Origin of the sequence: Myxococcus llanfairpwllgwyngyllgogerychwyrndrobwllllantysiliogogogochensis (genome assembly GCF_006636215.1) — a bacterium.
Lineage (GTDB): Bacteria > Myxococcota > Myxococcia > Myxococcales > Myxococcaceae > Myxococcus > Myxococcus llanfairpwllgwyngyllgogerychwyrndrobwllllantysiliogogogochensis.
The window spans coordinates 1-23,624 of the sequence record NZ_VIFM01000056.1; the positions used below are offsets into that span (position 1 = coordinate 1).

Consider the following 23,624-nt stretch of genomic DNA (forward strand, 5'->3'; position numbering starts at 1 on the left):
AAGGCTGCGTGGCGCCCCCGTGGCTTCCACCGATGAGGCGCTTCCCCGGGAGGCGCTGCCGCCCGAGGGCGCCGAGGAGACGTTCCCGGACGAGGGCGGCGAAGAAGCCTTCCCCGAAGAGGGGGGCGCCGGGTTCGCGGACGCGCCGAAGGACAGCGCCGTCGCCTCCGTCACGCCCGAGCAGATGGCGCGCGCCCTCGCCTTCCCCGTGCGCACGCGGGGCTTCACCCTGGCGACCCTGGATGGTCGGGACGTCGATGGTGAGACGGCCGAGTCGACCGCCGGGAATCACGCACACGCCCTGCGCAATCCCGTGCCTCCCATCCCCGTGCTCGTGGGCGCGGTGGATGGCTTCGGGTTGGTGGACACGGAGACGGACCCCGACGGTTTCATGCGCCGCACGCGCTTCGCGTACACGGACGGCGTCAACGCGTACCCGACGCTGCCGGTGCGAGTGGCCGCGGGCCTGCTGGGCGTCAGCGAGGTGACGCTGTCCGGGCGCAAGCTGCGACTGGGCAGTCGGACCTACGCCGTGGACACGGACGGGGGCGCGGCGATTGATTACGGCGGCGGCGAGCTGCACGAGCGCTTCCACACGGTGCCCCTGCTGGACGTGCTCGACGGCTGGGTACACCGGGACAAGGGCCAGCCCTCGAAGCTTCCGTCGGAGGCGTTCCGGGGCAAGGTGGTGGTCATCGGCGGCACGGCGCTGGGACTCAGCGACATCAAGGCCACGTCCTTCCAGGCGGAGGTGCCCGGCGTCATGAAGCAGGCGGCGGTGTTGGAGACGCTGCTCGGCAACGGCCGCTTCATCACCCGGACGCCGTTGGCGGTGGACCTGTCACTCACGCTGCTGGTGGCGCTGGTCTCCGTCGTGTTGCTGATGACGACGCGCTGGACGCCGCTGGAAATCCTGTGGCCGGTGGCGCTGCTGCTGGGCATGTCCCTGGTGACGGGGCGCTTCCTGTCCTCGGGCACGCACGTGCTGACGGCGCTGCCTTCCATGGCGGGCCTTTTGGCCAGTGTCACGGCGGTGGCGTTCAACCACCTGGTGGCCAACCGGGAGACGGAGTTCGTTCGCGCCGCGTTCAGCCGCTTCATGGAGCCCAAGCTCGTGGAGCAGATGATTTCGGAGCGCAAGCTGCCGAGGCTCGACGGAGAGAACGTCGAAATCAGCGCCTTCTTCAGCGACATCCGAGGCTTCTCCACCTTCAGCGAACGCTTCAAGGAGGACCCGCGCAGCCTGGTGCGCATCCTCAACACGTACCTGACGCGGGTGAGTGGCGTGCTGTTGAAGGAGGGCGGGTGCCTGGACAAGTACATCGGTGACGCCGTGGTGTGTCTGTTCGGCGCGCCCATGCGCCAGGACGACCATGCGGTGCGCGCGTGCCGGGGAGCGCTCGCGGCCAAGGCGGAGGTGGACTGGATGCGCGAGGAGTTCAGCGCCAAGGGCCTGCCGGATGTCTACACGCGCATCGGCGTCAACTCGGCGGTGAACTTCGTGGGCAACTTCGGCAGCGAGCAGCTCTTCAGCTACACGGCCATCGGCGACGGGATGAACCTGGCCGCGCGGCTGGAGGGCGCCAACAAGGCGTATGGCTCCGTCATCATGATTGGCCCGCGCACGTACGAGCTGGCGCGCGAGCACATCGAGGTGCGCGAGCTGGACCGCGTGCGGGTGGCCGGGAAGACGGAGGCCGTCACCGTGTACGAGCTGCTCTCGCTCAAGGGCGGCCTGGATGCGCGCAAGCGGGCGACGGTGGAGCGCTACCACGCGGCGCTGGCCGTGTATCGCGAGGCTCGCTTCGACGAGGCCGTGTCGATGCTGGAGGAGCTGGGGACAGAGGACCCAGACGACGGACCGACGAAGGCGTTGCTTGAGCGTTGTCACAAGTATGCGAAGGCGCCGCCGCCGGATTTCGACGGCGTGGCGAGCCTGGACAAGTGAGCGGGAAAGGAGTCGGAGCGATGACGATGAGAACGAGCGCGGCCGGGGTGGCCCTGATGCTGGCACTGCTGGCCCTGGGCCTTCCGAGCCTCGCGTCGGCGGTGGCGGTGGGGGGCTCGCTGTACGTGAAGGCGAAGAACACACGGGTGATGGAGAGCCCTTCGCCCACGGCGAACGCGGTGGTCATCCTCCAGCCGGGTGAGCAGGTGAAGTGGGAGGGCGCGGACCCGAAGAACAAGCAGTGGCACAAGGTGAAGACGGCGGCGGGGAAGAAGGGCTTCGTCTTCCAGTCGAACCTGTCCACCACCGCGCCCAACATGGAGCTCGTCGTGGAGGACAAGGGCAAGCGCCAGGTGAACCCCGCGGGCTTCGTCGCCAGCGGCGCCGCGGTGAAGGCACTCAGCCCCGGCGCCGTCGAGTACGGCAACAAGAAGGGCGGCGACCACAAGCAGGCGGTGGCGCAACTGCAGAGCCTGGAGAAGAAGGCCAAGGACGTCTCCACCGCGGACATCGCGAAGCACGTGAAGGACGCGGGGCTGTTCCCCGTCGTGGGCGCCGAGGCCACGGCGAAGTCGGGCGCTGCGAAGAGCAAGTCGAAGGGGGGCACGTGATGCGCGCGCATTGGCGGACGGTGGCGCTGGCGGGCCTGGGCCTCCTGGCCTCGTCGTGCAAGGGGGTGACGTGGGCGCAGGTCGCCCAGAAGGCGGGGACGGTGGTGAACGACTCGGCGGCGGCGAAGAAGGAACGCGCCTCCTGCGAGAAGCTGGACGTGGAGCCCACCGTGACGGAGGAGTACGCCATCGGCAGTGCCATGGCCATCCACTGGGTGCAGGGGGGTGGCGGGTTGATGGCCCCGACGGACGGCGCCAAGGGCACCGGGGTGCACGACCTCCACGAGTACCTCAACGTCGTGGGGAAGAACCTGGGTGCGCAGTCCGCGAGGCCCACGTTGGAGTGGACGTTCGGCGTGCTCAACGACGACAAGAACTTCAACGCCGTGTCCACGCCCGGTGCCTACGTCTTCGTCACCCGGAAGCTGCTGTCGGAGCTGGGCAACGAGAGCCAGCTGGCGGGCGTGCTCGCGCACGAGATTGCCCACGTCGTGCTCAAGCACTCCATCAAGCAGTACAACGCCGCCAAGGTGAGCCTGTGCAAGACGGCCGTCACGATGGAGGCCGGCATCCCAGGCTCCGGGGGGCTCATCGCCTCGACGGACAGCGGCGGCAACCTGGACCTGGACGGCGACTCGGCGCTGCTGGGCAGCCTGACGGAGAAGGTCATCGAGTTCGCGGAGAGCGGGAACGACAAGGAGCAGGAGTACGAGGCGGACCTGCTCGCCGCGAAGATGATGCTCTCCGCCGGCTATGACCCGGACGAGTACATCGTGCTGCTGCGCAAGACGACGGATGGCTCGCGCCTGGGCTCACGGCACCCGAACAAGGCGGACCGCGAGAAGCGACTGGTCGCGTTCCTCAACGGGCTCAAGCCCTCGCAGGGGGAGTTCGCGGAGCTGTCGTTGCAGGGACTGCGCAGCCCGCCGCTCAAGCCGGAGCTGGTCGCCGCCCTGAAGAGCCCTTCGCGCGGAGTGGCGAAGGACGGGAAGTAGGGACCCGCTTGGGGCGCCCGAAAGGGGGCGCCCCGGGTGGAGCGACTTCAGCGCGCGACGGCCTGGCTCAGCGCGCGGTGCACGGACTCCAGGGCCTTGCGCGCCTCGAGCAGCTCGGCCCGCTCGGCGGTGAGCGAGGCCACCTGCTGGGCCAGCACGTCCCGCTCGCCCTGGAGCGCTTCCACCGCCCGGCGCAGCGAGGTCGACTCGTCCTTGGCGGACTCCAGCTCACCAGCGAGCCGCTCCTCCTCGGCGAGGCTGTCCACCAGGGCCTGCTTGCCGCGAGACACCGCCTCCTCGAGCGCCTCGTGCTCCTTCGCGGAGGCCTGGAGCGCCTGACGGTTCTCCTGGAGGGACAAGAGCGCCTCGTCGCGCTCACCTTCCAGCGCGGCCAGCTCCCGCTCCAGGTCCGCCAGCAGCTTCACGCGGCCTTCCATCTCGGAAGACAGCCGGCGCGCCTCGTCCATGCGCAGCCGGGCTTCCTCGGTGGCCTTCTCCGCCTGACGGCGCGCCACTTCCAGCTCCTGCGTGAGCGAGAGGTTGGCGGCCTTCACCTTCACCAGCTCCGCCTGGAGGTGGGTGATGCGCTCCACCGCGCGCTGACCCGCCTCGGCCACCGTGGCGGGGAGCGGCTCCGGACGCGGATTCTCGCGCACCGCCTTGAGGCGTGCCTTCAGTCGCTCGCGACGCGCTTCGGAGTCATCCACCGGCTCCTCACGCGGAGGCGCGGGCGTCTGCACCTCTATCTCCTGGGGCGGGGCTTCGACGCGGGCCACCGGCTCGGCGACCATCGCGGTGACATGGGGGAGCGAAGCGTGTGACGAGCCCTGCGTCATGGAGTGGGCCTCCTGAGAGTGCCCGGCCGCGAAGCCGTCCAGGTGGAACGCAACGGCGGGAGGAGCCGCGAAGGTGACAGGCACCTCGCCTGATTCGTCCTCGAAGCGCGCCGACTCCGGCTCCGGAGACGCATAGGTGACGGGCTCGGAGGCCTGCGAGGTGAACACCGGCTCCCGGGCGCGCGGCGCCTCCTGCGAGCCCAGCGCCACCTCCATCGCCTCGGCGGCGGTGGGGCGTGGGGCGCGGGCCCGCTCGATGCGGGCGCGGACCTCGGCGGACAGGTCCGCGGAAGGAGGCTCGGGCGGGGCCGAGGCGGCGGGCTCCTGCTCGGAGGGAGCGGACTCGCCCGGGTCGGCGACGCCGGTGAACGCGCCCAAGCGGAGGCGCGGCTTGGCGCGAGACACGTTCTGTTCGAAGGCTTTCTTCATGGCGAATCTCAGCCGGCCTGCTGGGTGCCCTTCTTCGGGGCGGCGGCGGCCGCGGCGACCAGTCGCGGCAGGACGTTGTCAATCATGGCCTGGATGTCGTTGGCGCCCTTCGACGTGGGGTCCGCGACGAAGACGGGGCGCCCCTCGCTGGAGGCCTGCGCGAACTTGGTGCATTGCCGGATGATGGTCGGCAGCAGGAACTCCGGGTAGTGCGTCTGGAGCGCTTCCAGCGCTTCCTTCGCCAGCTTGAAGGTGGCGTTGAAGGAGTTGACCACGATGAAGACGTGGTCGAGCACGTGGTTCAAATCCTCCTCCAGGCTCTGCACCGTTTCGAACAGCAGCTTGAGGCCGTGGAAGGAGAGGAAGTCCGCGAGCACCGGGACGAACAAGTCGTTCGCCGCCATCAGCGCGTTGAGGTTGAGCAGGCCGAAGGACGGGGGCGCGTCGAAGACGACGACGTCGTACTGGGCCTCCACGTCCTTGAGGGCGTTGCGCAGCTTGAACTCGCGGCCGGCCATGGGCATCAGCGAGAGGTCCATGGTGGACATGCTGAGGTTGGACGGGACGAAGTCCAGGTTGGGCAGGGAGGACTTCTGGATGACCTGGACCAGGGGCGTCTTGCGCACCAGCACGTCGAGCAGCGTCTTCTCGAACTCCTCGCCCTCGTAGCCCAGGCACTTGGTGGCGTGGCCCTGGCTGTCCAGGTCGATGAGGAGGACCGAGTAGCCCAGCTCGGCGATGCGCCACGCGTACGAGGTGGACAGGGACGTCTTGCCGGTGCCGCCCTTGAAGTTCAGGAAGAGCTGCCGGCGGTGGCCAATCTTGTCCGGGAAGCGGTTGAGGGTGGTGCGCAGGTCCCAGACGTCGTCCGGGGTGTACACGTCCTTCCTCGCGTCCTCCGGAATGGCCTTCGGAGACACGCCGAGCATCTCGGCCACCTGCTTCGAGCTGTATGTCGGCGCTTCCATGAACGACCCTTCGAAAGACGTACGGGACGGATACCTTGCCTCAAGCGGCGAAGTATTTGTGTCCCCTTCGGACCACGGAGCCTCGGGCTGATAGCAGGGTGAGTGCTTCCTGGGCGAGTTCCACGGGGGCCCCCAGGGCGGTCGTCAGCTCGGCGAGCGAGCGTCCGCGCACCGCCACGCGGACCTCCATCAGCATCTGCGCACACAGGGCCTCGACGGGAGAAGCACCCGAGCAGCCCGAGGGGGGACGCGCTTCCGCGGCGCGCGGCGCGGGAGCGGCGGCGGGCACGGGCGCGGGAGCCCCCATGGCCACCAATGCCGCCTGCACGGGGGAAAGTCGAGGTGAACCCACGGGCCGGGCGGCCTGAGGCGCGGCGACAGGCGGGGCCATCGGCTGCATGGGCGTACCCGCCGCCGACTGTCCCGGAGCGCGCTGACCCGACTGCGCGGTGGGGGACAGCGGCGCGGAAGGCGGAGGCCCACCGGCATGCATCGGAGCGCCCCCCTGCCCCACGAAGGCCGGTGCGGAGACCTGTCGCGCGCCCGCCGAGACCACGGCCTGCGGCGAAGCGGCGGAACCCGCGGCCTGCCGGGCGCCCACCGCGACCACGGCCTGCGGCGAAGCGGAGGAACCCGCGACCTGCCGGGCGCCCACCGCCTGCGGCGAAGCGGCGGAGGCACCCGCGCCCTGCACCGCGCCCACGAAGGCCATCCCGTGTGCGGCGCCAGCGGGAGCCACGCCCGCGGAGGTCACCTGCGCGGAAGCCGCCACCTGCGCCGGAACAACCAGGGTCCGCGCGACCATCGGTCGAGCCGCATCCTCCAGCCGGGCGCGCACGGGCTTGACGGGCAGCGTCGCCAGCCGGCGAATCTCGCGGCGCCGGTGCGTATCATCGAGCGACACCACCGCGGACACGTCGTGGCCCAGGATGCGCGACAGGCTCTGCGCCGCCGCCTTGCGCACGCGCGGCTCGCGGTCACCCAGCGCCTCCAGCAACAGCGTGCGAGCGTTCTCCCCGCTCCCAGCGCCCAGCGCGAGCGCCGCCAGCGAGCGCACCTCCGAGTCCGCGTCGTGGATGGCTTCCTCGCCCAGCCGCCGCGCCGTCTCACCCTCCAACCCCAACGCCAGCAACGAGGCCCTGCGACGCACGGAGCGGTCCGGGTCCTTCATCGCCTGCGCCAGATGCGGCGCCGCGTCCCGAGGCGCCAGCGTCAACAGCGCCTTGAGCGCCGCGATGCGCACCTCCGGCACTGGCGAGGACAACAGCGGCGACACCACCTGCGCGCCCTCTTCCCGGCACAGCGCCGCGAACGCCTGGAGCAACGCCACCTGCGCCGCCGAGTCCGTCTCCGCGTGCAGCGCACTGGCCAGCGCCGGAGCAGCGGCCGGCTGGGACAGCGCCTTCAGTCGCTCGGCGGCACGAATCCGCGCGGCGGCGTCCGGCGCCGACAGCTCGCGCACGGAGAACCCGAACAGCGACTCGTCCGTCGGGGCTCCCACGCGCTGTCCGGACAGCTCCGCCAACTGCGCCGGGCTGACGCCGAGCCGCCCCGCATGGAGGAAACGCTGGGCCTCGCGAGCCACCGGAGACAGCCCCTCCAGCAAGGGCTCCAGCAACGCGGGCCGCGCCGGCGCGCTCGGAGCGGCGGCAGCGACAGCCTGTGCCTTGGCGGAGGCCTCGGAGAGCGGCACGGCGGGCCCGCGCATGGGCACCTTGACGAGCGTCGCGGCCACGCGGTCCGACTCCCCGCGCAGCAGCGCCTCGCTGCGAAGCTGGGAGATGAACGACGCCAGGTCGAACCCCAGGTCGTCGTCCTCGTCGTCGCCGTCCTTCGTCGACGTGCGCAACCGACTGGCGTTCAGCAACCGGTCCATGAGCTGGTCGCGCTCGCCCCGCAGCGCCTGCGTGAGCCGCACGGACTCCTCGCGCTCCGCCTGGAACCGCCCGGCGCGGACCTCCAGCTCCGCCACCTCACGGCGCAGCTCCAGCTCCCGCTGATGCGTCTCCGTCAGCTCACGCTTGAGGTGCTCCATCTCCTCGCGCGTCGAGCCCAGCTCGCTGAGCAACTGCTCCGCGCGCGCCTCGAAGTAGACAATTTTCTCGAGTGCGCTCTTGAGCAGCGCGTCCGGACGCTCGTCGCTCACGACCTCAACGGCCCTCCCCGCGAGGCAGCGCGGTGCACCCCCGACCCACCGGGGGGGCACCCACCCTACGTCAGACGTCCCACCTTCGTAAACCACGGAAACACCAGGGCTTTTCCGTGAACTCCCGGCCTCTCCATTGACAACGCCGCGCAGGCCGATTTTTCGGCCTCGGAGGTGAACACCGTCTTTTCATCGCTCGCCGACGGACGCGCCAGGCCCGCTGAACACCTGCACCGTGAGTGCGGCCGTGGGTCGGGTGACGTTGAGCACTGGACGTCGCTCCGGAGCGACGCCCACGGTGAGCCGGACGCATCCGGAAAGCGCTCCGCGTGAAGCGCCGCCCGCACGCGCGCCGCGCTGATCCACATGCATCGCGCGCTGATCTCCCGCGGGCCGATTTTTCGGCCTCCCGCGGCATCCGACGACTTCCGCGTCCACCGCCCGCGGGGTGACTTCCGAGCGCGTCGCACCCCACTTCCAGAGCCCTCCGCGAGCGGCCTCGGACACGTGTCCCGACAGGCTCCGAAACGCCTCCGGTTTCAAGCGCTTTCGCACGCCCTTCCGGATGCACCTGAATGTCAGACCCCACCCGTAGTCTGTGTTCCACGAGGCAAGGAACTCGCAGTCACTTCTCTCCGGTACCTCTCCGCCAAGGCGCGGGGGGAGAAGCCCTCTTTTCGACAGGTTTCCGCACGCCATGGAACAACGATTGGCCACCATCATTGGAAATGCAGTTCGCGCGGCGCGGCAGCGGCTGGAGCTCACCCAGGCCGACGTGGCCGAGCGCGTGGGAATCGCCACCGAGGTGTACGGGCGGCTGGAGCGCGGTCACATGCTCCCCAGCGTCCGCACGCTGAGGAAGCTGTGTCTGGTTCTCAACTGCTCGTCGGACGTGCTGCTCGGCATGTCTGGCGTGGAAGGCGCGCCCACGCTCGCCGAGGATCCTCCGGAGTACCGCGAGCGTCCCGAGGTGCGCCGCCTCTTGCGCACCGTGCGCAAGCTGGATGCGCCCCGGCTGCGGCTGTTGGGACAGGTCGCCAACGCACTTGAGACGTGAGCACCCGCAGCACGCCCGCGATACGCTGCTTCCATTCCGCATCCGTGGAAGACAGCGAACGCGGGCGGAATCAGCACCGGGGCGGGGTGGACCCGGGTTGAAACGGATTGAGGGGGACGACGCTGAAGGTTGCGCGTTTTCGCAAGCGCTTGGCGCATGGAATGAAGCGGCGAGGCAGGCGCGAGCCTACCTTCGGGCTTCATGACTCGCCCCTCCCCCGCCCCCGCTCTCGACTTGCCGCAGCTCGCGGTACACGCGCTGTGGTGGGTGTGGTTCCCTTCCTTCCTGTTGAGCTGGGACCACCTGGGCCTCTGGGGTCGCGTGGGCATGTGCGCCGTCGGCTGGGCGGTGCTGTTCTGGAACTACGCCGTCCTGCACAACCACATGCACGTGTCCATGGCGCGCCCCCGGCTGGTGAACTGGGTCGTGTCCCGGACGCTGGGCCTGGCGTGCGGGTTCCCCTACCGGGGCTACTACATCCACCACTTCAACCATCACCGGTACAACGATGGCCCGGGGGACTGGGGCCAGCGGCGGCCGGGTGAAGGCGCCCTGCGTTATTGCCTGCGCTCGGCGCTGACGCCGTGGTTCTGGCCGTTCGAGGCGGTGGCCAACGTCTGGCGGTGGGCCAAGAAGCGCAACCAGCGCACGGAGCTCGTCCTCGACTTCCTCGTCGTGGACGGGGGCATCCTGGCGGTCATCCTCTGGCGGCCGGCCCTGGGGCTGGCGTGGTGGGGGGTGCTGCTGGTGGGGCAGGTCTGCATCCACTGGCTCAACCTGGCGGCCCACTTCGAGACGGACTCCACCCAGCGGGGGGCCCTGGGCACCACGTCCACCTCCCGTCTGTACAACCTGTTCTTTTTCAATGCGGGTTATCACCAGGCCCACCATGTGAAGCCCCAGGTGCCCTGGCGGGAGCTGCCGGGGACGACCCAGGAGCTGGCGGGTGCCTCGCTGGTCAGGCCGGAGCTGGTGACTTCCCTGTCCCCCATCAATCCCTTCTGGGTGGCCAAGGTGGCGAAGCGCTATTCTGCCGAGCCGTGCGATCGGCAGACGGCGTCGACGATTACTTCAGGGACCCCCACGGCCGTTACCTAGTCGGGGAAGGCTTCCTGCACTGGTACGCCTCGGCGGACCTGTGCGGCTTCATTCTCTGGGGGCGCCCCTCGGAGAGCCATGTGCGCCGGCTGGTGCATGTGCTCGACGTGGAGCTGGCCCCCGCGGCGCCGCATGCGTCGCTGGTGGACGCGCGCCGGCTGGAGGCGGCGGACCCGGCGGCCTTCGCGGTGCTGGTGAAGTACATGCAAGCGCGTGAGAAGTCCTTCAGCACGTCCGTGCAGCGGCAGGCCCTGGTGCGTCCGGAGGGCGTGGCGGGCGCGGTGGTGGGCGGCTTCTACACGCTGCTGACAGGCGCCTATCCCAGCAAGGTGTTCACCGACCCGGCGAACGCGCTCGCGTGGTTGGGCCAGCCGGAGGGCCGGGCGGCGCCGCTGTTGTCCAAGCTGAATGATCTGGTGGCGGAGGCCACCGGCCAGTCGCCGCTCTTGCGCGAGCTGCACCAGGCGATGCGCGGCAAGCTGCCGGACATCAACCTGTCGGACGTGGCCCGGGAGATGGGCATGTCCGAGCGCACGCTCCAGCGCCGGCTGAAGGAGGCCGGGACGTCCTTCCAGGCGGAGCTCAACGCCGTGCAGGTGCGCATGGCGCAGGCGCTCCTGCTGGAGACGGACATGAAGCTCACCGCTGTCGCGGTGGAGGTGGGCTGCGCGTCGCTGCAGCACTTCAGCAGCCTGTTCCGCAAGCTGGTGGGAGACTCCCCCAGCTCGTGGCGCGAGCGGCAGCAAGGCAAGACGTCCGCCGAGGCGAGCCCCGCGCTCGATGCCTCCGTCGCCGCACCGGAGCCCCGCCGCGACGGCTCCTCGGGCGAGTAGCCGCGCCGAGGAGCGCGCTCAGCTCGGTCTCGGTCGAACATCCCCTCCGCGCGGGACCACACCCTCGGACACATCGCCGCGCCGAGGAGCCCGCTCAGCTCGGGTCCGGTCGAACATCCCCTCCGCGTGGGACCACACCCTCGGGCGAGTCGCCGCGCCGAGGAGCGCGCTCAGCTCGGTCTCGGTCGAACATCCCCTCCGCGTGGGACCACACCCTCGGGCAAGTCGCCGCGTTGAAGAGCCCGCTCAGCTCGGACTTGGACGGTGCTCCGGAGTCGGGGGCGCCGACGGCAAGTGCAGCGTGAAGCACGCGCCGCCCTCCGGACGGTTCGCCACCGACAGCGTGCCACCGACGCGGGCCAGGTACTCGCGACACAGGGCCAGCCCCAGGCCGGTGCCCTTGCCGGGGGCCTTGGTGGTGAAGAAGGGCTCGAAGAGGCGCGACAACGCGGCCTCCGGAATGCCCGGCCCGTTGTCCTCCACCTCCAGTCGCACGCCTCCAGCTTCAGCGCGGGCTCGCAGGACGATGCGCGCGACGCGCGGAGGCTGTGCGGAGTCCACCGCGTCCGCCGCGTTGAGCAGCAGGTTCAACACCACCTGCACCAGGTGTCGCTGCCCCAGCCTCACGCGGCTCAGCTCCGGCGACAGCTCCCGCACCACCTGCCCCAGGCTCCGCAGCCGCACCGACGCGAGCCGCTCCGCCTCGTCCAGCGCATCGACCACGCCGCACGCCTCCTCCGTGTCCACCGAGTCCCGGGAGAAGCGGCGCAGGTCGGTGACAATCTGCTGGATGCGCAGCACCCCCTGCTGCGTCTCCTCCAGCACGCGCCGCATCTCCTCCAGGTCCGGCATCGGCTCCTCGACGACGTCACCCAGGTAGCCCAGGTTGGACTTCACGTAGGCCAGCGGGTTGTTCACCTCGTGCGCCACACCCGCCGCCAGTCGCCCCACCAGCGCCAGCCGCTCCGTCTCCGCGCGACTGACCTCCGCTTCCGCCCTCAACCGCTCACTGCGCGCCAGCCGCTCCAGCACCGCCAGCCGCTCCAGCACGGCCTCGCGCTCCGCGTCGCGCATGCGTTGAAACAGCTTCCCGCTGAAGACCGAAATCCAGGCCATGAAGAGGAAGACCGTCACCTGGCCAATGAGCTGTCGCTCCGAGCCGCCCGACAGCCACGACGCCAGCACCACGCCCACCAGCGTCAGGACGATGGACGCCCACACCGTCACCAAATCGCCCGGCGTGAAGACGGCGATGATGAGCGGCATCGCGAACAGCAGCGGGAACAGCGGACTCGCCAGGCCTCCGGTGAAGTGGATGTCCAGCGCGAGCGCGGCCAGGCTGAAGACGCCGCCCACGGTGCTGGCCCGCTGGGACGGCAGCCAGCGCGAGCCCGCCGCCAGGGCACACGCGACGAGGAGGGCGGCCCAGCCCACGTGGATCAACGCCACCTCGGGGACGAAGCCCCCGAACAGCAGCGGATGCGTGGTCAGCGAGAGCAGCAGGACGCCCGCGGAGACGATGAAGCCCCTGCGCTTGAGCCGCAGATGGGTTTCGAGCTCGGAGGCCGAGGGACTGGGTACGACGGGTAGATGCACGGAGCCGTCCTACTGCTGGGCGCGCTGCGCGGCGGGACGGGCCATCTGCCGCTCCACATAGGCGCGCAGGGCGGGGAAGTCCTCCAGGAGCCCCATGCCCCCACCCCAGTTGAGGATGGATGCCATCACCACGTCCGCCGCGGTGAAGCGCTCGCCCACCAGGAACGGTCGCCCCTTGAGCTTCTCCTCCAACATGCGGGCGATGTCCGTGAAGCGCTTCTTGCCCCGGTCGGCCTCGGCGGGCACGCGCTCGTGCTCCGGCAGGAAGCGGCTGTGCGCGGAGTACGCGGACAGGGGCGGCTCCATGGTGGCCATGCAGAACATCATCCACTGGTAGTACTCGGCGCGCTCCACGGTACCGAGCGCCGGAGCGAAGCCCTTGTCCGGGAACTTGTCGGCGACGTGCAGGAGAATCGCGGCCGACTCGAAGACCGCGTGTCCGTCATCCTCCAGCGCGGGCATGGAGCCCATGGGATGGACGCGCAGGTACTCGGGGCTCTTGTGCTCTCGCTGGAGCAGGTCCACCGGCACCAGCTCGTAGGGCACGCCCAGCTCCTCGAGCAACCAGCGGGGGCGGGTGGCGCGCGTGTGCTGAGCGAAATAGAGCTTCATCATCGTCGTCGGGACTCCGAGGTGTGTCGCTTGAGCCGGCGAGCCTTTCCGAGCTGCACGGCGCCGCGCGAGCTTCGCATCTCCCCCCTCCCCACGGGTGCGGGGATTATTGGATCCGGGCACACCGCGCGCAGCTTGCACCCCCTGCATTCGGCCCCGCTCCACACCGCCTCGTAGAGCGCCGTCACCCGGTCGATGACGTCGAAGTCCTCCGTCACGAACCCCAGTTCGAAATTGCGCACCGCGTCGCCCTTCGCGCCCAGGCCCGCGCCCGTGAGGTTGGCGCTCCCCAGGTACGCCCACGCCCCGTCCACGACGACCGCCTTGAAGTGCACGCGCGGGCAGACCTTCAGCTCCAGTCCCCCCGCCACCAGCCGGGCCCGCTCGTCGAAGGCCGCGCGGAACGGACGGCTCGGCAGCTCCGCGTGCAAGAGCCGCAGCGACAGCCCTCGCGCCGACAGCCCATCCAACACCTCCACCAACGGAACGAAGCGCCCCTTCGACTCCACGTACATCGCCTTCACGTTCGCCGTCGCAATCCACACCGACTCGCGCGCGTGAAGCAGCTTCTCCAGCACCACCTCCCGATACAGCTCACTGCCGGACAGCAGTTCCGCCTGGATGGGACGCATGAAGGCCATCCTCACACACATACCTACCACCCTCCAGTCGGAGCCCATTGTCCGCCGCTGGAAACTGACCTCCAGTCACTTGACGACTGACCTGGGGTCACCTAGCAATGACCCATGGTCAGCAATCCGGGGGTGAAGGGGGAGAGGGCGGCGCCTCAGCGGGCGCGCAAGGACGAGGACAAGGAAGCGCGACGTCGGCTGCTCCTGGATGAAGCGCTGGCGCTCTACGCGGCCACCTCCTACGCGGAGGTGAAGATGGCGGACGTGGCGGAGCGGGCCGGCCTCGCCAAGGGGACGGTGTTCCTCTACTTCCCGACCAAGGAGGCGCTGTTCCTGGCGCTGCTGGAGGACCTGCTCTTCTCCTGGTTCGCCCGACTGGATGCGCGGCTGTGTCAGTCGGACGCGCCGTGGACGGGCCCCTGGTTGGCCCGCTCGGTGGCCCAGTCGTTGGAGGCGGAGACCTCGCTCACGCGGCTGCTGGCGATGCTGCAGACGGTGCTGGAGCAGAACGTGTCCGTGGAGCAGGCGCGCCGGTTCAAGGAGCGGCTGCTGCAGGCCATGCTGCACATCGGCGCGCTGCTGGAGGCGCGGCTGGACTTCCTAAAGCCGGGTGAAGGCCCCCGGGTGCTCGTGCATCTGCACGCGCTGGTGACGGGCCTGCGGCAGATGGCGGACGTGGCGCCCGTGGCGCGCGAAGTCCTGGCGTCGCCGCACATGGCCCCCTTGCGAATCGACTTCACCGCCGAGCTGACGGCGGCCCTCACCACCCTCTTGCGCGGGCTCGAGTCCCGCTGAAACACGTCACCACACCCCAGGAGCCAACCATGCTGGAGCTCGTCCCCGTCGCCACCGAGTCGAAGCCCTCCGCGGACCTCGCGCGCATCCAGGCCGCCTTCCAGGCCCAGCGCGCGAATCGCTGGGTGATGTCCCGCACCACCACGGCCGAGCGCGTCGCCCGGCTCAAGCGCCTGCGCGAGGCCATCATCGCCCGCCGCGATGAGCTGGCGGAGGCCATCCACCAGGACTTCCGCAAACCCGCGCTGGAGGTGGAGCTGACGGAAATCCACCCGACGCTGGAGGAGCTGAACCACACGGTGAAGCACCTGTCGTCGTGGATGAAGCCCACGCGGGTGGGCACGCCGATGCTGCTCGCGGGCTCCTCCGCGCACGTGCGCTACGAGGCGCGCGGCGTGGTGCTGGTGCTGGCCCCCTGGAACTATCCCTTCCAGCTCCTGATGGCGCCGCTCATCGCCGCCATCGCCGCGGGCAACACCGTCATCTGCAAGCCCAGCGAGAAGACGCCGCACACCGCGCGCTTCCTCTCGCGGCTGGTGCGCGACGTCTTCCCGGAGAACGAGGTCGCGCTGTTCGAGGGCGGCGCGGAGACGGCGGAGGCGCTCCTGGAGCTGCCGTTCGACCACTTCTTCTTCACGGGCAACCCGCGCATCGGCCGCAAGGTGATGGAGGCCGCGGCGAAGCACCTGGCCAGCGTGACGCTGGAACTGGGTGGCAAGTCACCGGCCATCGTCGACGAGACGGCGGACGTGCAGGCCGCGGCCGAGCGGCTCGCGTGGGGCAAGTTCATCAACGGCGGACAGACCTGTGTCGCCCCGGACTACGTCTTCGTTCACGAGTCCCGACAGCAGGCCTTCATTGACGCGCTCAAGGCGGTCATCGCCCGCTTCTACGGCGCCACCGAGCCGGAGCGGCAGGCAAGCGCGGACTTCTCGCGCCTGGTGGACGCGACGGCGTGGCGGCGGGTGAAGGACCTGGTCGACCGGACGGTGGCGGCGGGCGCCAAGGTCGAGGTGGGCGGGGTGGCGGACGGGCCCTCGCGCTACCTGGCGCCCACCGTGCTGACGGGCGTGACGGCGGACATGGCCATCATGGAGGGGGAAATCTTCGGGCCGGTGTTGCCGGTGATGACGTACCGCTCGCGCGACGAGGTGTACGCGCACATCCAGGGTGGGGAGAAGCCGCTGGCGCTCTACGTCTTCAGCCAGGACAAGCGGGCCATCGAGGACGTGTTCCGCAACACGACCTCCGGAGGGGCGGTGGTGAACAACGTCCTCATCCACGTGGCGAACCCGAACCTGCCCTTCGGCGGGGTGGGAATGAGCGGCCTGGGGCACTACCACGGCGTCTACGGCTTCCGGACCTTCAGTCACGAGCGCGCCGTGTCGGTTCAATGGATGAAGTCGCTGGCGGCGGTGTTCTTCCCGCCGTACCGCGGAAAGGCGCAGGAGTGGGCCTCCCGCGCCAGCCGGCTGTTGGAGTAGGCCCCACACAGCCAGAGGAGCCGGGATGCGCGTGGTGAAGCAGGAGGAGGAGCTGATTCCCCGGGGCATGCAGGAGGCGTTCGACCGCCTGCGGGCCCGGCGCTGGGACGTGGCGCGGCGTGGCCCCGGTGAGCGGCTGGCGAAGCTGGAGAAGCTCAAGGCGCTCATCGTCGAGCGGAGGCAGGCGCTCGCCGACGCCATCCACGCGGACTTCCGCAAGCCGCCCGCGGAGGTGGAGGCGACGGAAATCCTCCCGGTGCTGATGGAGCTGGAGCACGTGCGCAAGCACCTCAAGGCGTGGATGAAGCCGCGCAAGGTGACGACGCCGCTGGTGCTCACGGGGACGACCAGCCACGTGCGTCACGAGGCGCGCGGCGTCGTGCTGGTGATGGCGCCGTGGAACTACCCGTTCAACCTGCTGTTGATGCCGCTGGTGGGCGCGGTGGCGGCGGGCAACACCGTCATGTGCAAGCCCAGCGACAAGACGCCGAACACGTCGCGCTTCCTGGCGGAGCTGGTGCGCGACACGTTCCCCGAGGACGAGGTGGCGCTGTTCGAAGGTGGCGCGGAGGTGGGCGAGGCGCTCTTGCGGCTGCCGTTCGACCACTTCTTCTTCACCGGAGGGCCGCGCGTGGGGCGGCGGGTGATGGAGGCCGCGGCGAAGCACCTGGCCAGCGTGACGCTGGAGCTGGGCGGCAAGTCGCCGGCCATCGTGGATGCATCAGCGGATATCGAAGCCGCGGCGGAGCGGGTGGCCTGGGGCAAGTTCCTCAACGGCGGGCAGACGTGCATCGCGCCGGACCACGTCTGGGTTCATGCATCGAAGGAAGAGGCTTTTCTCGCGGCCCTGAAGGCGGCGCTGGAGCGCTTCTACGGGCGCTCCGAGGAAGCGCGGCGCGCGAGCTCCGACCTCTGCCGGATGGTGGATGACGGCGCCTTCGCGCGGGTGCGCGGGTTGCTGGACCGCACGGTGGCGGCGGGAGCGCGAGTGGTTGTCGGCGGCGGCGTGGACGCGGAGACGCGCTTCATCGCGCCGACGGTGGTCGCGGACGTGACACCGGATGCGCCGTTGATGGAGGAGGAAATCTTCGGGCCGGTGTTGCCGGTGCTGCGCTTCGAGTCGCTCGACGAGGTGGTGACGCACGTGCGCGCGGGCGGCAAGCCGCTGGCGCTCTACGTCTTCAGCCATGACGAGGCGGTGGTGGAGCGGCTGCTCCAGGAGACGAGCGCGGGCGGGACGTGCATCAACGCCGTGGTGTTGCACAACGTGAACCCGAACCTGCCGTTCGGAGGCGTGGGCACGAGCGGCCTGGGCGCGTACCACGGCGAGACGGGCTTCAAGACCTTCAGCCACGAGCGCGCGGTGCTGCGCCAGGGACGCACGTCCCTGGCGAACCTGTTCTTCCCGCCGTACACCGGCAAGGCCCGGAAGCTCGCGCGACTGGCGAGCCGCCTGTTCGAGTAGGCGGCCCCGCCGTCAACTCAGCTGCGAAGACCCGGAGCTTCGTGGCCGGTGCGAGCCACGTACTCGGTGTAGCCACCGCCATACTGGTGGATGCCGTCCGGCGTCAGCTCCAGCACGCGGTTGGACAGCGCGCCCAGGAAGTGACGGTCGTGCGAGACGAAGAGCATGGTCCCCTCGTAGCGGGCCAGCGCTGTAATCAGCATCTCCTTCGTCGCCATGTCCAGATGGTTGGTGGGCTCGTCCAGCACCAGGAAGTTGGGCGGGTCGAAGAGCATCTTCGCCATCACCAGACGCGCCTTCTCACCACCCGACAGCACGCGGCACTTCTTCTCCACCTCGTCACCGGAGAAGCCGAAGCACCCGGCCAGCGCGCGCAGCGAGCCCTGTCCCGCGCGGGGGAACGCGTCCTCCAGTGACTCGAACACCGTGCGCTCACCGTTCAGGAGGTCCATGGCGTGCTGGGCGAAGTACCCCAGCTTCACGCTGCCACCCACCGTCACCGCGCCCGTGTCCGGCGTCGTCGAGCCCACCACCAGCTTCAACAGCGTGGACTTGCCCGCGCCGTTGACGCCCATGACGCACCAGCGCTCGCCGCGGCGCACGAGGAAGTCCATGCCGTCATAGATGCGCCGGGAACCGTAGGCCTTGTGCACCGCCTTCAGGTTCACCACGTCGTCGCCCGAACGCGGCGCCGGCTGGAACTCGAACAGCACCGTCGTGCGGCGCTTGGGCGGCTCCACCTTCTCAATCTTCTCCAGCTTCTTCACGCGGCTCTGCACCTGCGCGGCGTGCGAGGCGCGGGCCTTGAAGCGCTCGATGAACTTCAGCTCCTTGGCGAGCATGGCCTGCTGGCGCTCGTACTGCGCCTGCTGCTGCTTCTCGTTCTGCGCGCGCTGCTGCTCGTAGAAGTCGTAGTTGCCCGAGTACGTCGTCAGCGAGCCGCCGTCGATTTCCACCATCTTGGTGACGATGCGGTTGAGGAACTCGCGGTCGTGCGACGTCATCAGGAGCGCGCCCTCGTACCCCTTGAGGAATCCCTCCAGCCAGATGAGGCTCTCCAGGTCCAGATGGTTGCTCGGCTCGTCGAGCAGCATCGCGTCCGGACGCATGAGCAGGATGCGCGCCAGCGCCACGCGCATCTTCCAACCGCCGGACAGCGCGCCGACGTCGCCGTCCATCATCTCCTCGCTGAAGCCCAGGCCCGCGAGAATCTCCCGCGCGCGGCCCTCCAGCGCGTAGCCACCCAGCTCCTCGAAGCGCGCCTGCACCAGGCCGTAGCGCTCGACGAGCTTCTCCATGTCGTCGGCCTTGTCCGGGTCGGCCATGTCGGCTTCGAGCGCCTTCATCTCCGCGGCGACCGTGCTCACCGGGCCCGCGCCATCCATGACCTCGGACACGGCGCTGCGGCCGGACATCTCGCCGACGTCCTGGTTGAAGTAGCCGATGGTGACGCCACGGTCGACGGCCACCTGGCCTTCGTCGGGGTGTTCCTGGTCGGTAATCATCCGGAACAGCGTCGTCTTGCCGGCCCCGTTGGGCCCGACGAGGCCGACCTTCTCCCCCTTGTGGAGAGCGGCCGAAGCCTCGATGAAGAGAATCTGCTGGCCGTGCTGCTTGCTGATGTTGTCGAGACGAATCATGTGCGTAGGGGGTGCCCGGAAGGCGGGCGCGGCGCCCTTATGCCATGGGGGACGCCGAAGGAGGATTGTTCCGAACCCTCGACCTCCGCTTCCCATGCCCGGGGGCGGCCCACCAGGGGGGCGTTCGCCCTGGAGCCGGGAGGGAGACCTACATGGCCCCGTCGCCTCCCAGGCGCCATTCCGCCGTGAGCGGATCCGCTCGGGCACCGGGAGCCGGACACCCCGCCCTGGGTGCCCGGCCGCCTGGTCCCCTGCCGTGCCTCAGGGCGTGATGACGAGGCGGATGGGATTGCCTTCCTTCTTCACCAGCCGCTCCACGCCCTTCGCCACGTCCTCCAGCGGCATCGTCGCCGTCACGGAGCGCGAGACGTCCAGACGCTTGGTGCTCACCAGCGTCACGAGCTGGTCCAGGTGCTTCTTCTCGTAGCCCAGGTGTCCGACCAGCGCCTGGGAGCGCAGGCCGAAGTTGACCCCGGCGCCCAGTTGGATGGGCTCGGGCGACAGGCCCACCATCACCGCGCGCCCGTAGCGCCCGAGGCTCAACGCCGCCTGCGCCAGCACCGAGTTCGCGCCCACCAGGTCCACCGCCACATCCAACCCCAGCCCATTCGTGTGCTGGAGAATCTGCGCGCGCACGTCCGGAGAGCGCGGGTCCAACGCCACGTCCGCGCCAAACTCCAGCGCGCGGTTTCGCGCGGCCTCGTTCGTGTCGAACGCGATGATGGGCGTCGCCCCCATCATCCGGGCAATCTGCACCGCGTGGACCCCAAGCCCACCGATGCCCCACAGGCCCACCGACTGCGCGGGCCGCAACTTCGCGCTCTCCACCAGTCCCGCGTACGGCGTGGCCACCGCGTCCGCGAGGATGGCCGCCTGTTCGAAGGGCAGGTGGTCCGGAATCGAGGACAGCACGAAGTACGGCACCACGACGTACTCGGCCCACGCGCCGTCGTAGTGGAAGCCCATGATTTGAAAGTCGAGGCACTCCTGCGGCTGGCCATTGGAGCACTTCGGGCAGCGACCGCAGGGCTTGCCACCCGCCATCGCGACACGCTGCCCCTCCTTCCAGCGCGGCACGCCCACGCCCACCTCGTCGATGACACCCGAGGACTCATGGCCCGGCGTCACCACGGGCAACGGAGAGCGGAGCGAACCGTCGAGCAGATGCGCATCCGACAAGCAGATGCCGCACGCCTTCACTCGCACCCGCACCTCGCCCGGACGCGGTTGGGGCACGGGGACCTCCGTCACCGTCAACGTCCGCGTGGCCGTATCGAAGCGCGCCGCCCGCATCGTCCGCTGGTTCGCGTCTGCCATCGATTGCTCCTCCTGGCCGCGCATCGTGGAACACGAGCGGGCACCCAAGCTCGGAAGGCGCGACCGTAGCACGCACCCTCGGGGCTGCTCGCTGACTCGAAGCGAGCCTTTCACTCTGGCGCGAGGACGACACTTCCACCGCACCCATTCGGCTCCGAGCGGTCTGGAACGACTCGCACCGCGAAACTGGCACCGCGCCAGTCCGCCTCCCCATGCGCATCGCGACACGGGAGGCTCGCGCACTCGCACCCGTTCCCGTGCAACGCCTCGCCCTGTGGCGTAGGCGGCATCACGGCCGTTTGCGCGCACCACCGCCAGCACGGGCGCGCCGTGTGGCGTAGAGTGCCCGGCCGTGCTGACCGTCGAACCGCATCCGTCCCTGGACACCCTGGCCTTCACCACCACGTTCCCCGCACCGCTGGGCTCGCTGCCCTCGCCGGAGTGGCTGGTGGCGTTGCTGAAATCGGATGCGGCCGCGCCACTCTCCAGCGACGACGCCGTGCGAGGCGCCGTGCGCGACATGCTCCGCCACGGCGGCTACAAGCCCACAGGCCGCGGCAAGCCCGCCTCCGAGTACCTGGTGCGCGCCGCGACGGAAGGCACGCTCGGCTCCATCAACACCGCCGTGGACCTCTGCAACGCCGTGTCCCTGCACAGCGGCCTGCCCATCAGCGTCGTCGACCTGGACCGGGCCACCGCGCCCTTCCGCGTGGGCATCGCCCCCGAGGGCTCCCAGTACGTCTTCAATGCCTCCGGTCAGAGCATCGACCTGGCGGGCCTGCTGTGCCTCTTCGACGCCGAGGGACCCTGCGCCAATGCCGTGAAGGACGCCCAGCGCACCAAGACGAACGCCGACACCCGCCGCACCCTCACCGTCCTCTGGGGCGCCAGGGGCCTGGGTGACCGCACCGCGCGCGCCTTCACGTGGTACCGCGAGCTGTTGGAACGCGCGGGCGCCACCGTGGAGCGGCTCCCCTGAGCGCCCTGGACCTGGAGCAACTGCTCGCCGACGGCGCACGCTCCCTCTCCGCCGCCTGGGGACGACCCGTGCTCCTGGCCGAGCCCCAGGTCCTCCGCACCGAGTCCCGCTGCCATGTCGTGCGCGCCCGCGTCCGCGGCGGCGATGTGCCCACCGTCATCCTCAAGCACTTCCACGCGGACCCCGTGCTCGGCCTGGACGAGTGGGCCGGGCTGGAGCTGCTCGGCCGCCACAACCTCACCACCGCCCCGGGACTCATCGCCGGCGACATCCACTCCCGCCTCCTCGTCCTCCAGGACCTGGGCACCGGCCCCAGCCTGGAAGACCTCTTCAATTCGGTGGACGCGAGCGCCGCCACCGGAGGACTGCTCGCCGTGGCCCGGCTCACGGGCCAGCTCCACGCGCGCACCCGGGGCCTGCAAGGTGACTTCGACCTGCTCCGCCACTCGCTGCACCCACGCCCCTTGCGCGTGCGCATCGACAACGCGCGCTATCTGGTGGAGCACGCGGACCGGCTGCATCGCTGGACGAACGCCGTCGGCACCACCGTGGCCGCCGGCACCCAGGAGGACGTGGAGCAACTGGCGCGTGAGCTGGCCGAGCCCGGCCCCTTCCTCGCGCTCACCCACGGGGACATGGCCCCGGGCAACACGCTCTTCACCACCAGCGGCCCGCGCCTGCTCGACTTCGAATACTGCGGCATGCGCCACGCGCTCTACGACGCGCTCATGTGGCTCATCGTGGTGCCCCTGCCCGACGAGCTCGTCACCCGCGCGGACCTCACCTATCGCATCACCCTGGCCCCCGTCTGCGAGGCGGCCCAGACGGACGCCACGTACACCCACGCGCGTGCCCTGGTCGCCACGGCGCGCACGGTGAACATGTTCCAGTGGCTGTCGCCCAAGGCGCTGGAGCGAGACAGGGATTGGGCACCGGGCTACTCCGAGCGCGCCGCCCTGCTGCGCCACCTCGCGCGCTCCCGCGTCCTGCGCGAGCCCACGAGCCTGGTCCCCGCCCTCTCACGCACCCTCGCCGCCCTGGAGGAACGACTCGCGGAGCGCTGGGCGGGAACCCCTTCCTTCACCTGGCCCGCGTTCCGGTAGCGCGCCGGAGGACGCTCGCCTTCGCGCTCACTCGCGGACGCGAACCACCACCTTGCCGAAGGGCCCCCGGTCCAGGTGCTCGAGCGCCTTCGGGAACTCGCGCAGCGCATACGTCGCGTCGACGACCGGCTCCAGGCGCAGCGCGTCCACCGCGCGCACGAAGTTCTCCAGGCCGCGGCGGTTCCCCACCAGCACGCCCTGGATGACGCCCTGGGTCTGGAACAACGGCACCACCGGAAAGCGCATGTCGAAGCCGTCCAGCACGCCGATGAGCGTGACGCGTCCACCGGGCGCCAGCGCGCTGACCGAGCGCGCCAGGTTGTCGCCGCCCACCATCTCCAGGATGTGGTCCGCGCCGCGCCCGCCCGTCAGCTCCACCACCGCCTTCTCCCAGTCCGGCGTCTGGCGCCGGTGGATGCCGTGGGCCGCGCCCAGCTTCTTCGCGCGCGCAAGCTTCTCCTCATCCCCCGACGTGACGATGACCCGCGCTCCCAGCGCCGAGGCGAACTGCACGGCGAACAGCGACACGCCGCCCGTGCCCTGGGTCACCACCGTCTGCCCGGGCCGCACCCCGCCCAGCTCCACGAGCGCCGTCCACGCGGTGAGCCCCGCGCACGGCAGCGTGCTGGCGCGCACGTCATCCAGTGTCCGGGGCGCGGCGACAAGCCAGCTCTCCGGCATCGCCACATACTCGGACAACACCCCCGGCAGACTCCCTCCCAGGCTGCGCACCGAGCCATTCACGCGCGGCACGGGTCCATCCACCCAGTCCGCGTTGAACGCGGCGAGCACCCGCTCCCCCACCTTGAACCGGGTGACACCGCCACCCGTGGCCACCACCTCGCCGACCATGTCGGAGGTGGGCACGAAGGGCCACGGCACATCCGAATAGCCAGCCCCGTCGAGGAACAACTTCTCGCGGTAGTTCAGCGACACCGCGGAGACTCGGACCAGGGCCTCGCCCGCGGCCGGCGTGGGAATCGCCACGCTCGCCAGCTCCAGGTTCGCTCGGCCAGGCCGCCGCAGCTCCCACCGCTTCATCACGCCATCCATCGTTTCGCTCCGTTGCCGTGCCATCGA

20 protein-coding genes are annotated in these 23,624 nt (G+C 70.0%); 11 read left to right on the top strand and 9 right to left on the bottom strand.

Going from position 1 to position 23,624, the window contains the following annotated elements:
• From FJV41_RS16305 to FJV41_RS16315, 3 genes are all read left to right on the top strand, one after another.
• A partial coding sequence (locus FJV41_RS16305) for an adenylate/guanylate cyclase domain-containing protein (protein WP_141643412.1) occupies nt 1-1,948 on the top strand: 1,948 nt, incomplete at its 5' end.
• Between the two features lie 20 nt (nt 1,949-1,968).
• Nucleotides 1,969-2,559 (top strand): SH3 domain-containing protein, encoded by a 591-nt coding sequence (locus tag FJV41_RS16310; RefSeq protein ID WP_174459976.1) that lies wholly within the window; start codon nt 1,969-1,971, stop codon nt 2,557-2,559.
• A complete protein-coding gene (locus FJV41_RS16315) occupies nt 2,559-3,554 on the top strand; it encodes a M48 family metalloprotease (RefSeq protein ID WP_141643414.1) in 996 nt (331 codons plus the stop codon). The genes FJV41_RS16310 and FJV41_RS16315 overlap by 1 nt, the downstream gene beginning before the upstream one ends.
• 47 nt (nt 3,555-3,601) lie before the next feature.
• Here FJV41_RS16315 and FJV41_RS16320 read toward each other — a convergent pair whose 3' ends face one another.
• The 3 genes from FJV41_RS16320 to FJV41_RS16330 are packed head-to-tail and all read right to left on the bottom strand — an operon-like array spanning nt 3,602 to nt 7,933.
• On the bottom strand, nt 3,602-4,819 hold the full coding sequence (locus tag FJV41_RS16320; RefSeq protein WP_141643415.1) for an extensin-like protein: 1,218 nt from the start codon (nt 4,817-4,819) through the stop codon (nt 3,602-3,604).
• A gap of 8 nt (nt 4,820-4,827) precedes the next feature.
• Nucleotides 4,828-5,787, bottom strand: coding sequence for a ParA family protein (locus FJV41_RS16325; RefSeq protein WP_141643416.1), 960 nt, complete (start codon nt 5,785-5,787; stop codon nt 4,828-4,830).
• 40 nt (nt 5,788-5,827) lie between these two features.
• Nucleotides 5,828-7,933, bottom strand: coding sequence for a HEAT repeat domain-containing protein (locus FJV41_RS16330; RefSeq protein WP_141643417.1), 2,106 nt, complete (start codon nt 7,931-7,933; stop codon nt 5,828-5,830).
• 697 nt (nt 7,934-8,630) lie between these two features.
• Here FJV41_RS16330 and FJV41_RS16335 point away from each other — a divergent pair.
• The 3 genes from FJV41_RS16335 (at nt 8,631) to FJV41_RS16345 (ending at nt 10,921) form a co-directional block, all read left to right on the top strand.
• The gene (locus FJV41_RS16335; RefSeq protein WP_141643418.1) at nt 8,631-8,990 is read left to right on the top strand and encodes a helix-turn-helix transcriptional regulator; all 360 of its coding nucleotides are present in this window, start codon (nt 8,631-8,633) and stop codon (nt 8,988-8,990) included.
• Between the two features lie 201 nt (nt 8,991-9,191).
• Nucleotides 9,192-10,088, top strand: coding sequence for a fatty acid desaturase family protein (locus FJV41_RS16340; RefSeq protein WP_141643419.1), 897 nt, complete (start codon nt 9,192-9,194; stop codon nt 10,086-10,088).
• 80 nt (nt 10,089-10,168) lie between these two features.
• Nucleotides 10,169-10,921, top strand: coding sequence for a helix-turn-helix transcriptional regulator (locus tag FJV41_RS16345; RefSeq protein ID WP_141643451.1), 753 nt, complete (start codon nt 10,169-10,171; stop codon nt 10,919-10,921).
• Nucleotides 10,922-11,167: 246 nt separating this feature from the next.
• Here FJV41_RS16345 and FJV41_RS54595 read toward each other — a convergent pair whose 3' ends face one another.
• The 3 genes from FJV41_RS54595 to FJV41_RS16360 are packed head-to-tail and all read right to left on the bottom strand — an operon-like array spanning nt 11,168 to nt 13,761.
• Complete coding sequence (locus FJV41_RS54595) at nt 11,168-12,517, bottom strand: sensor histidine kinase (RefSeq protein WP_141643420.1); 1,350 nt, start codon at nt 12,515-12,517, stop codon at nt 11,168-11,170.
• A gap of 9 nt (nt 12,518-12,526) precedes the next feature.
• Entirely contained in the window at nt 12,527-13,132 is a 606-nt protein-coding gene (locus FJV41_RS16355) for a glutathione S-transferase family protein (protein ID WP_141643421.1), read from the bottom strand.
• Complete coding sequence (locus FJV41_RS16360; RefSeq protein ID WP_141643422.1) at nt 13,129-13,761, bottom strand: phospholipase D-like domain-containing protein; 633 nt, start codon at nt 13,759-13,761, stop codon at nt 13,129-13,131. The genes FJV41_RS16355 and FJV41_RS16360 overlap by 4 nt, the downstream gene beginning before the upstream one ends.
• A 114-nt stretch (nt 13,762-13,875) precedes the next feature.
• On the opposite strand from FJV41_RS16360, the gene FJV41_RS16365 reads away from it, so the two are divergent.
• The 3 genes from FJV41_RS16365 to FJV41_RS16375 are packed head-to-tail and all read left to right on the top strand — an operon-like array spanning nt 13,876 to nt 17,505.
• Entirely contained in the window at nt 13,876-14,556 is a 681-nt protein-coding gene (locus FJV41_RS16365; protein ID WP_141643423.1) for a TetR/AcrR family transcriptional regulator, read from the top strand.
• Between the two features lie 29 nt (nt 14,557-14,585).
• Entirely contained in the window at nt 14,586-16,040 is a 1,455-nt protein-coding gene (locus FJV41_RS16370; protein ID WP_141643424.1) for an aldehyde dehydrogenase family protein, read from the top strand.
• 25 nt (nt 16,041-16,065) lie between these two features.
• A complete protein-coding gene (locus tag FJV41_RS16375) occupies nt 16,066-17,505 on the top strand; it encodes an aldehyde dehydrogenase family protein (protein ID WP_141643425.1) in 1,440 nt (479 codons plus the stop codon).
• A gap of 17 nt (nt 17,506-17,522) precedes the next feature.
• On the opposite strand, the gene FJV41_RS16380 is transcribed toward FJV41_RS16375, so the two are convergent.
• Both FJV41_RS16380 and FJV41_RS16385 read right to left on the bottom strand, forming a co-directional pair.
• Complete coding sequence (locus tag FJV41_RS16380) at nt 17,523-19,145, bottom strand: ABC-F family ATP-binding cassette domain-containing protein (protein WP_141643426.1); 1,623 nt, start codon at nt 19,143-19,145, stop codon at nt 17,523-17,525.
• A 261-nt stretch (nt 19,146-19,406) separates the two neighbouring features.
• Nucleotides 19,407-20,462 (bottom strand): zinc-binding dehydrogenase, encoded by a 1,056-nt coding sequence (locus FJV41_RS16385; RefSeq protein WP_141643427.1) that lies wholly within the window; start codon nt 20,460-20,462, stop codon nt 19,407-19,409.
• Between the two features lie 352 nt (nt 20,463-20,814).
• Here FJV41_RS16385 and FJV41_RS16390 point away from each other — a divergent pair, with 352 nt between their 5' ends.
• Together FJV41_RS16390 and FJV41_RS16395 are read left to right on the top strand one after the other, a co-directional pair.
• Entirely contained in the window at nt 20,815-21,441 is a 627-nt protein-coding gene (locus tag FJV41_RS16390; RefSeq protein ID WP_141643428.1) for a phenylalanine--tRNA ligase beta subunit-related protein, read from the top strand.
• A 68-nt stretch (nt 21,442-21,509) separates the two neighbouring features.
• A complete protein-coding gene (locus FJV41_RS16395) occupies nt 21,510-22,544 on the top strand; it encodes a phosphotransferase family protein (RefSeq protein ID WP_181790690.1) in 1,035 nt (344 codons plus the stop codon).
• 27 nt (nt 22,545-22,571) lie between these two features.
• On the opposite strand, the gene FJV41_RS16400 is transcribed toward FJV41_RS16395, so the two are convergent.
• Nucleotides 22,572-23,585: a zinc-dependent alcohol dehydrogenase family protein gene (locus FJV41_RS16400; protein ID WP_246137238.1), complete on the bottom strand. Its 1,014-nt coding sequence runs from the start codon at nt 23,583-23,585 to the stop codon at nt 22,572-22,574.
• Nucleotides 23,586-23,624 lie beyond the last annotated feature (39 nt).

What these genes read in the sequence shown, in the direction of transcription:
- FJV41_RS16360 (WP_141643422.1), bottom strand. Translation starts at nt 13,761, where the DNA reads ATGCGTCCCATCCAGGCGGAACTGCTGTCCGGCAGTGAGCTGTATCGG.
- FJV41_RS16365 (WP_141643423.1), top strand. Translation starts at nt 13,876, where the DNA reads ATGGTCAGCAATCCGGGGGTGAAGGGGGAGAGGGCGGCGCCTCAGCGG.
- FJV41_RS16340 (WP_141643419.1), top strand. Translation starts at nt 9,192, where the DNA reads ATGACTCGCCCCTCCCCCGCCCCCGCTCTCGACTTGCCGCAGCTCGCG.
- FJV41_RS16370 (WP_141643424.1), top strand. Translation starts at nt 14,586, where the DNA reads ATGCTGGAGCTCGTCCCCGTCGCCACCGAGTCGAAGCCCTCCGCGGAC.
- FJV41_RS16355 (WP_141643421.1), bottom strand. Translation starts at nt 13,132, where the DNA reads ATGATGAAGCTCTATTTCGCTCAGCACACGCGCGCCACCCGCCCCCGC.
- FJV41_RS16385 (WP_141643427.1), bottom strand. Translation starts at nt 20,462, where the DNA reads ATGGCAGACGCGAACCAGCGGACGATGCGGGCGGCGCGCTTCGATACG.
- FJV41_RS16315 (WP_141643414.1), top strand. Translation starts at nt 2,559, where the DNA reads ATGCGCGCGCATTGGCGGACGGTGGCGCTGGCGGGCCTGGGCCTCCTG.
- FJV41_RS16375 (WP_141643425.1), top strand. Translation starts at nt 16,066, where the DNA reads ATGCGCGTGGTGAAGCAGGAGGAGGAGCTGATTCCCCGGGGCATGCAG.
- FJV41_RS16335 (WP_141643418.1), top strand. Translation starts at nt 8,631, where the DNA reads ATGGAACAACGATTGGCCACCATCATTGGAAATGCAGTTCGCGCGGCG.
- FJV41_RS16320 (WP_141643415.1), bottom strand. Translation starts at nt 4,819, where the DNA reads ATGAAGAAAGCCTTCGAACAGAACGTGTCTCGCGCCAAGCCGCGCCTC.
- FJV41_RS16380 (WP_141643426.1), bottom strand. Translation starts at nt 19,145, where the DNA reads ATGATTCGTCTCGACAACATCAGCAAGCAGCACGGCCAGCAGATTCTC.
- FJV41_RS16325 (WP_141643416.1), bottom strand. Translation starts at nt 5,787, where the DNA reads ATGGAAGCGCCGACATACAGCTCGAAGCAGGTGGCCGAGATGCTCGGC.
- FJV41_RS16400 (WP_246137238.1), bottom strand. Translation starts at nt 23,585, where the DNA reads ATGAAGCGGTGGGAGCTGCGGCGGCCTGGCCGAGCGAACCTGGAGCTG.
- FJV41_RS16310 (WP_174459976.1), top strand. Translation starts at nt 1,969, where the DNA reads ATGACGATGAGAACGAGCGCGGCCGGGGTGGCCCTGATGCTGGCACTG.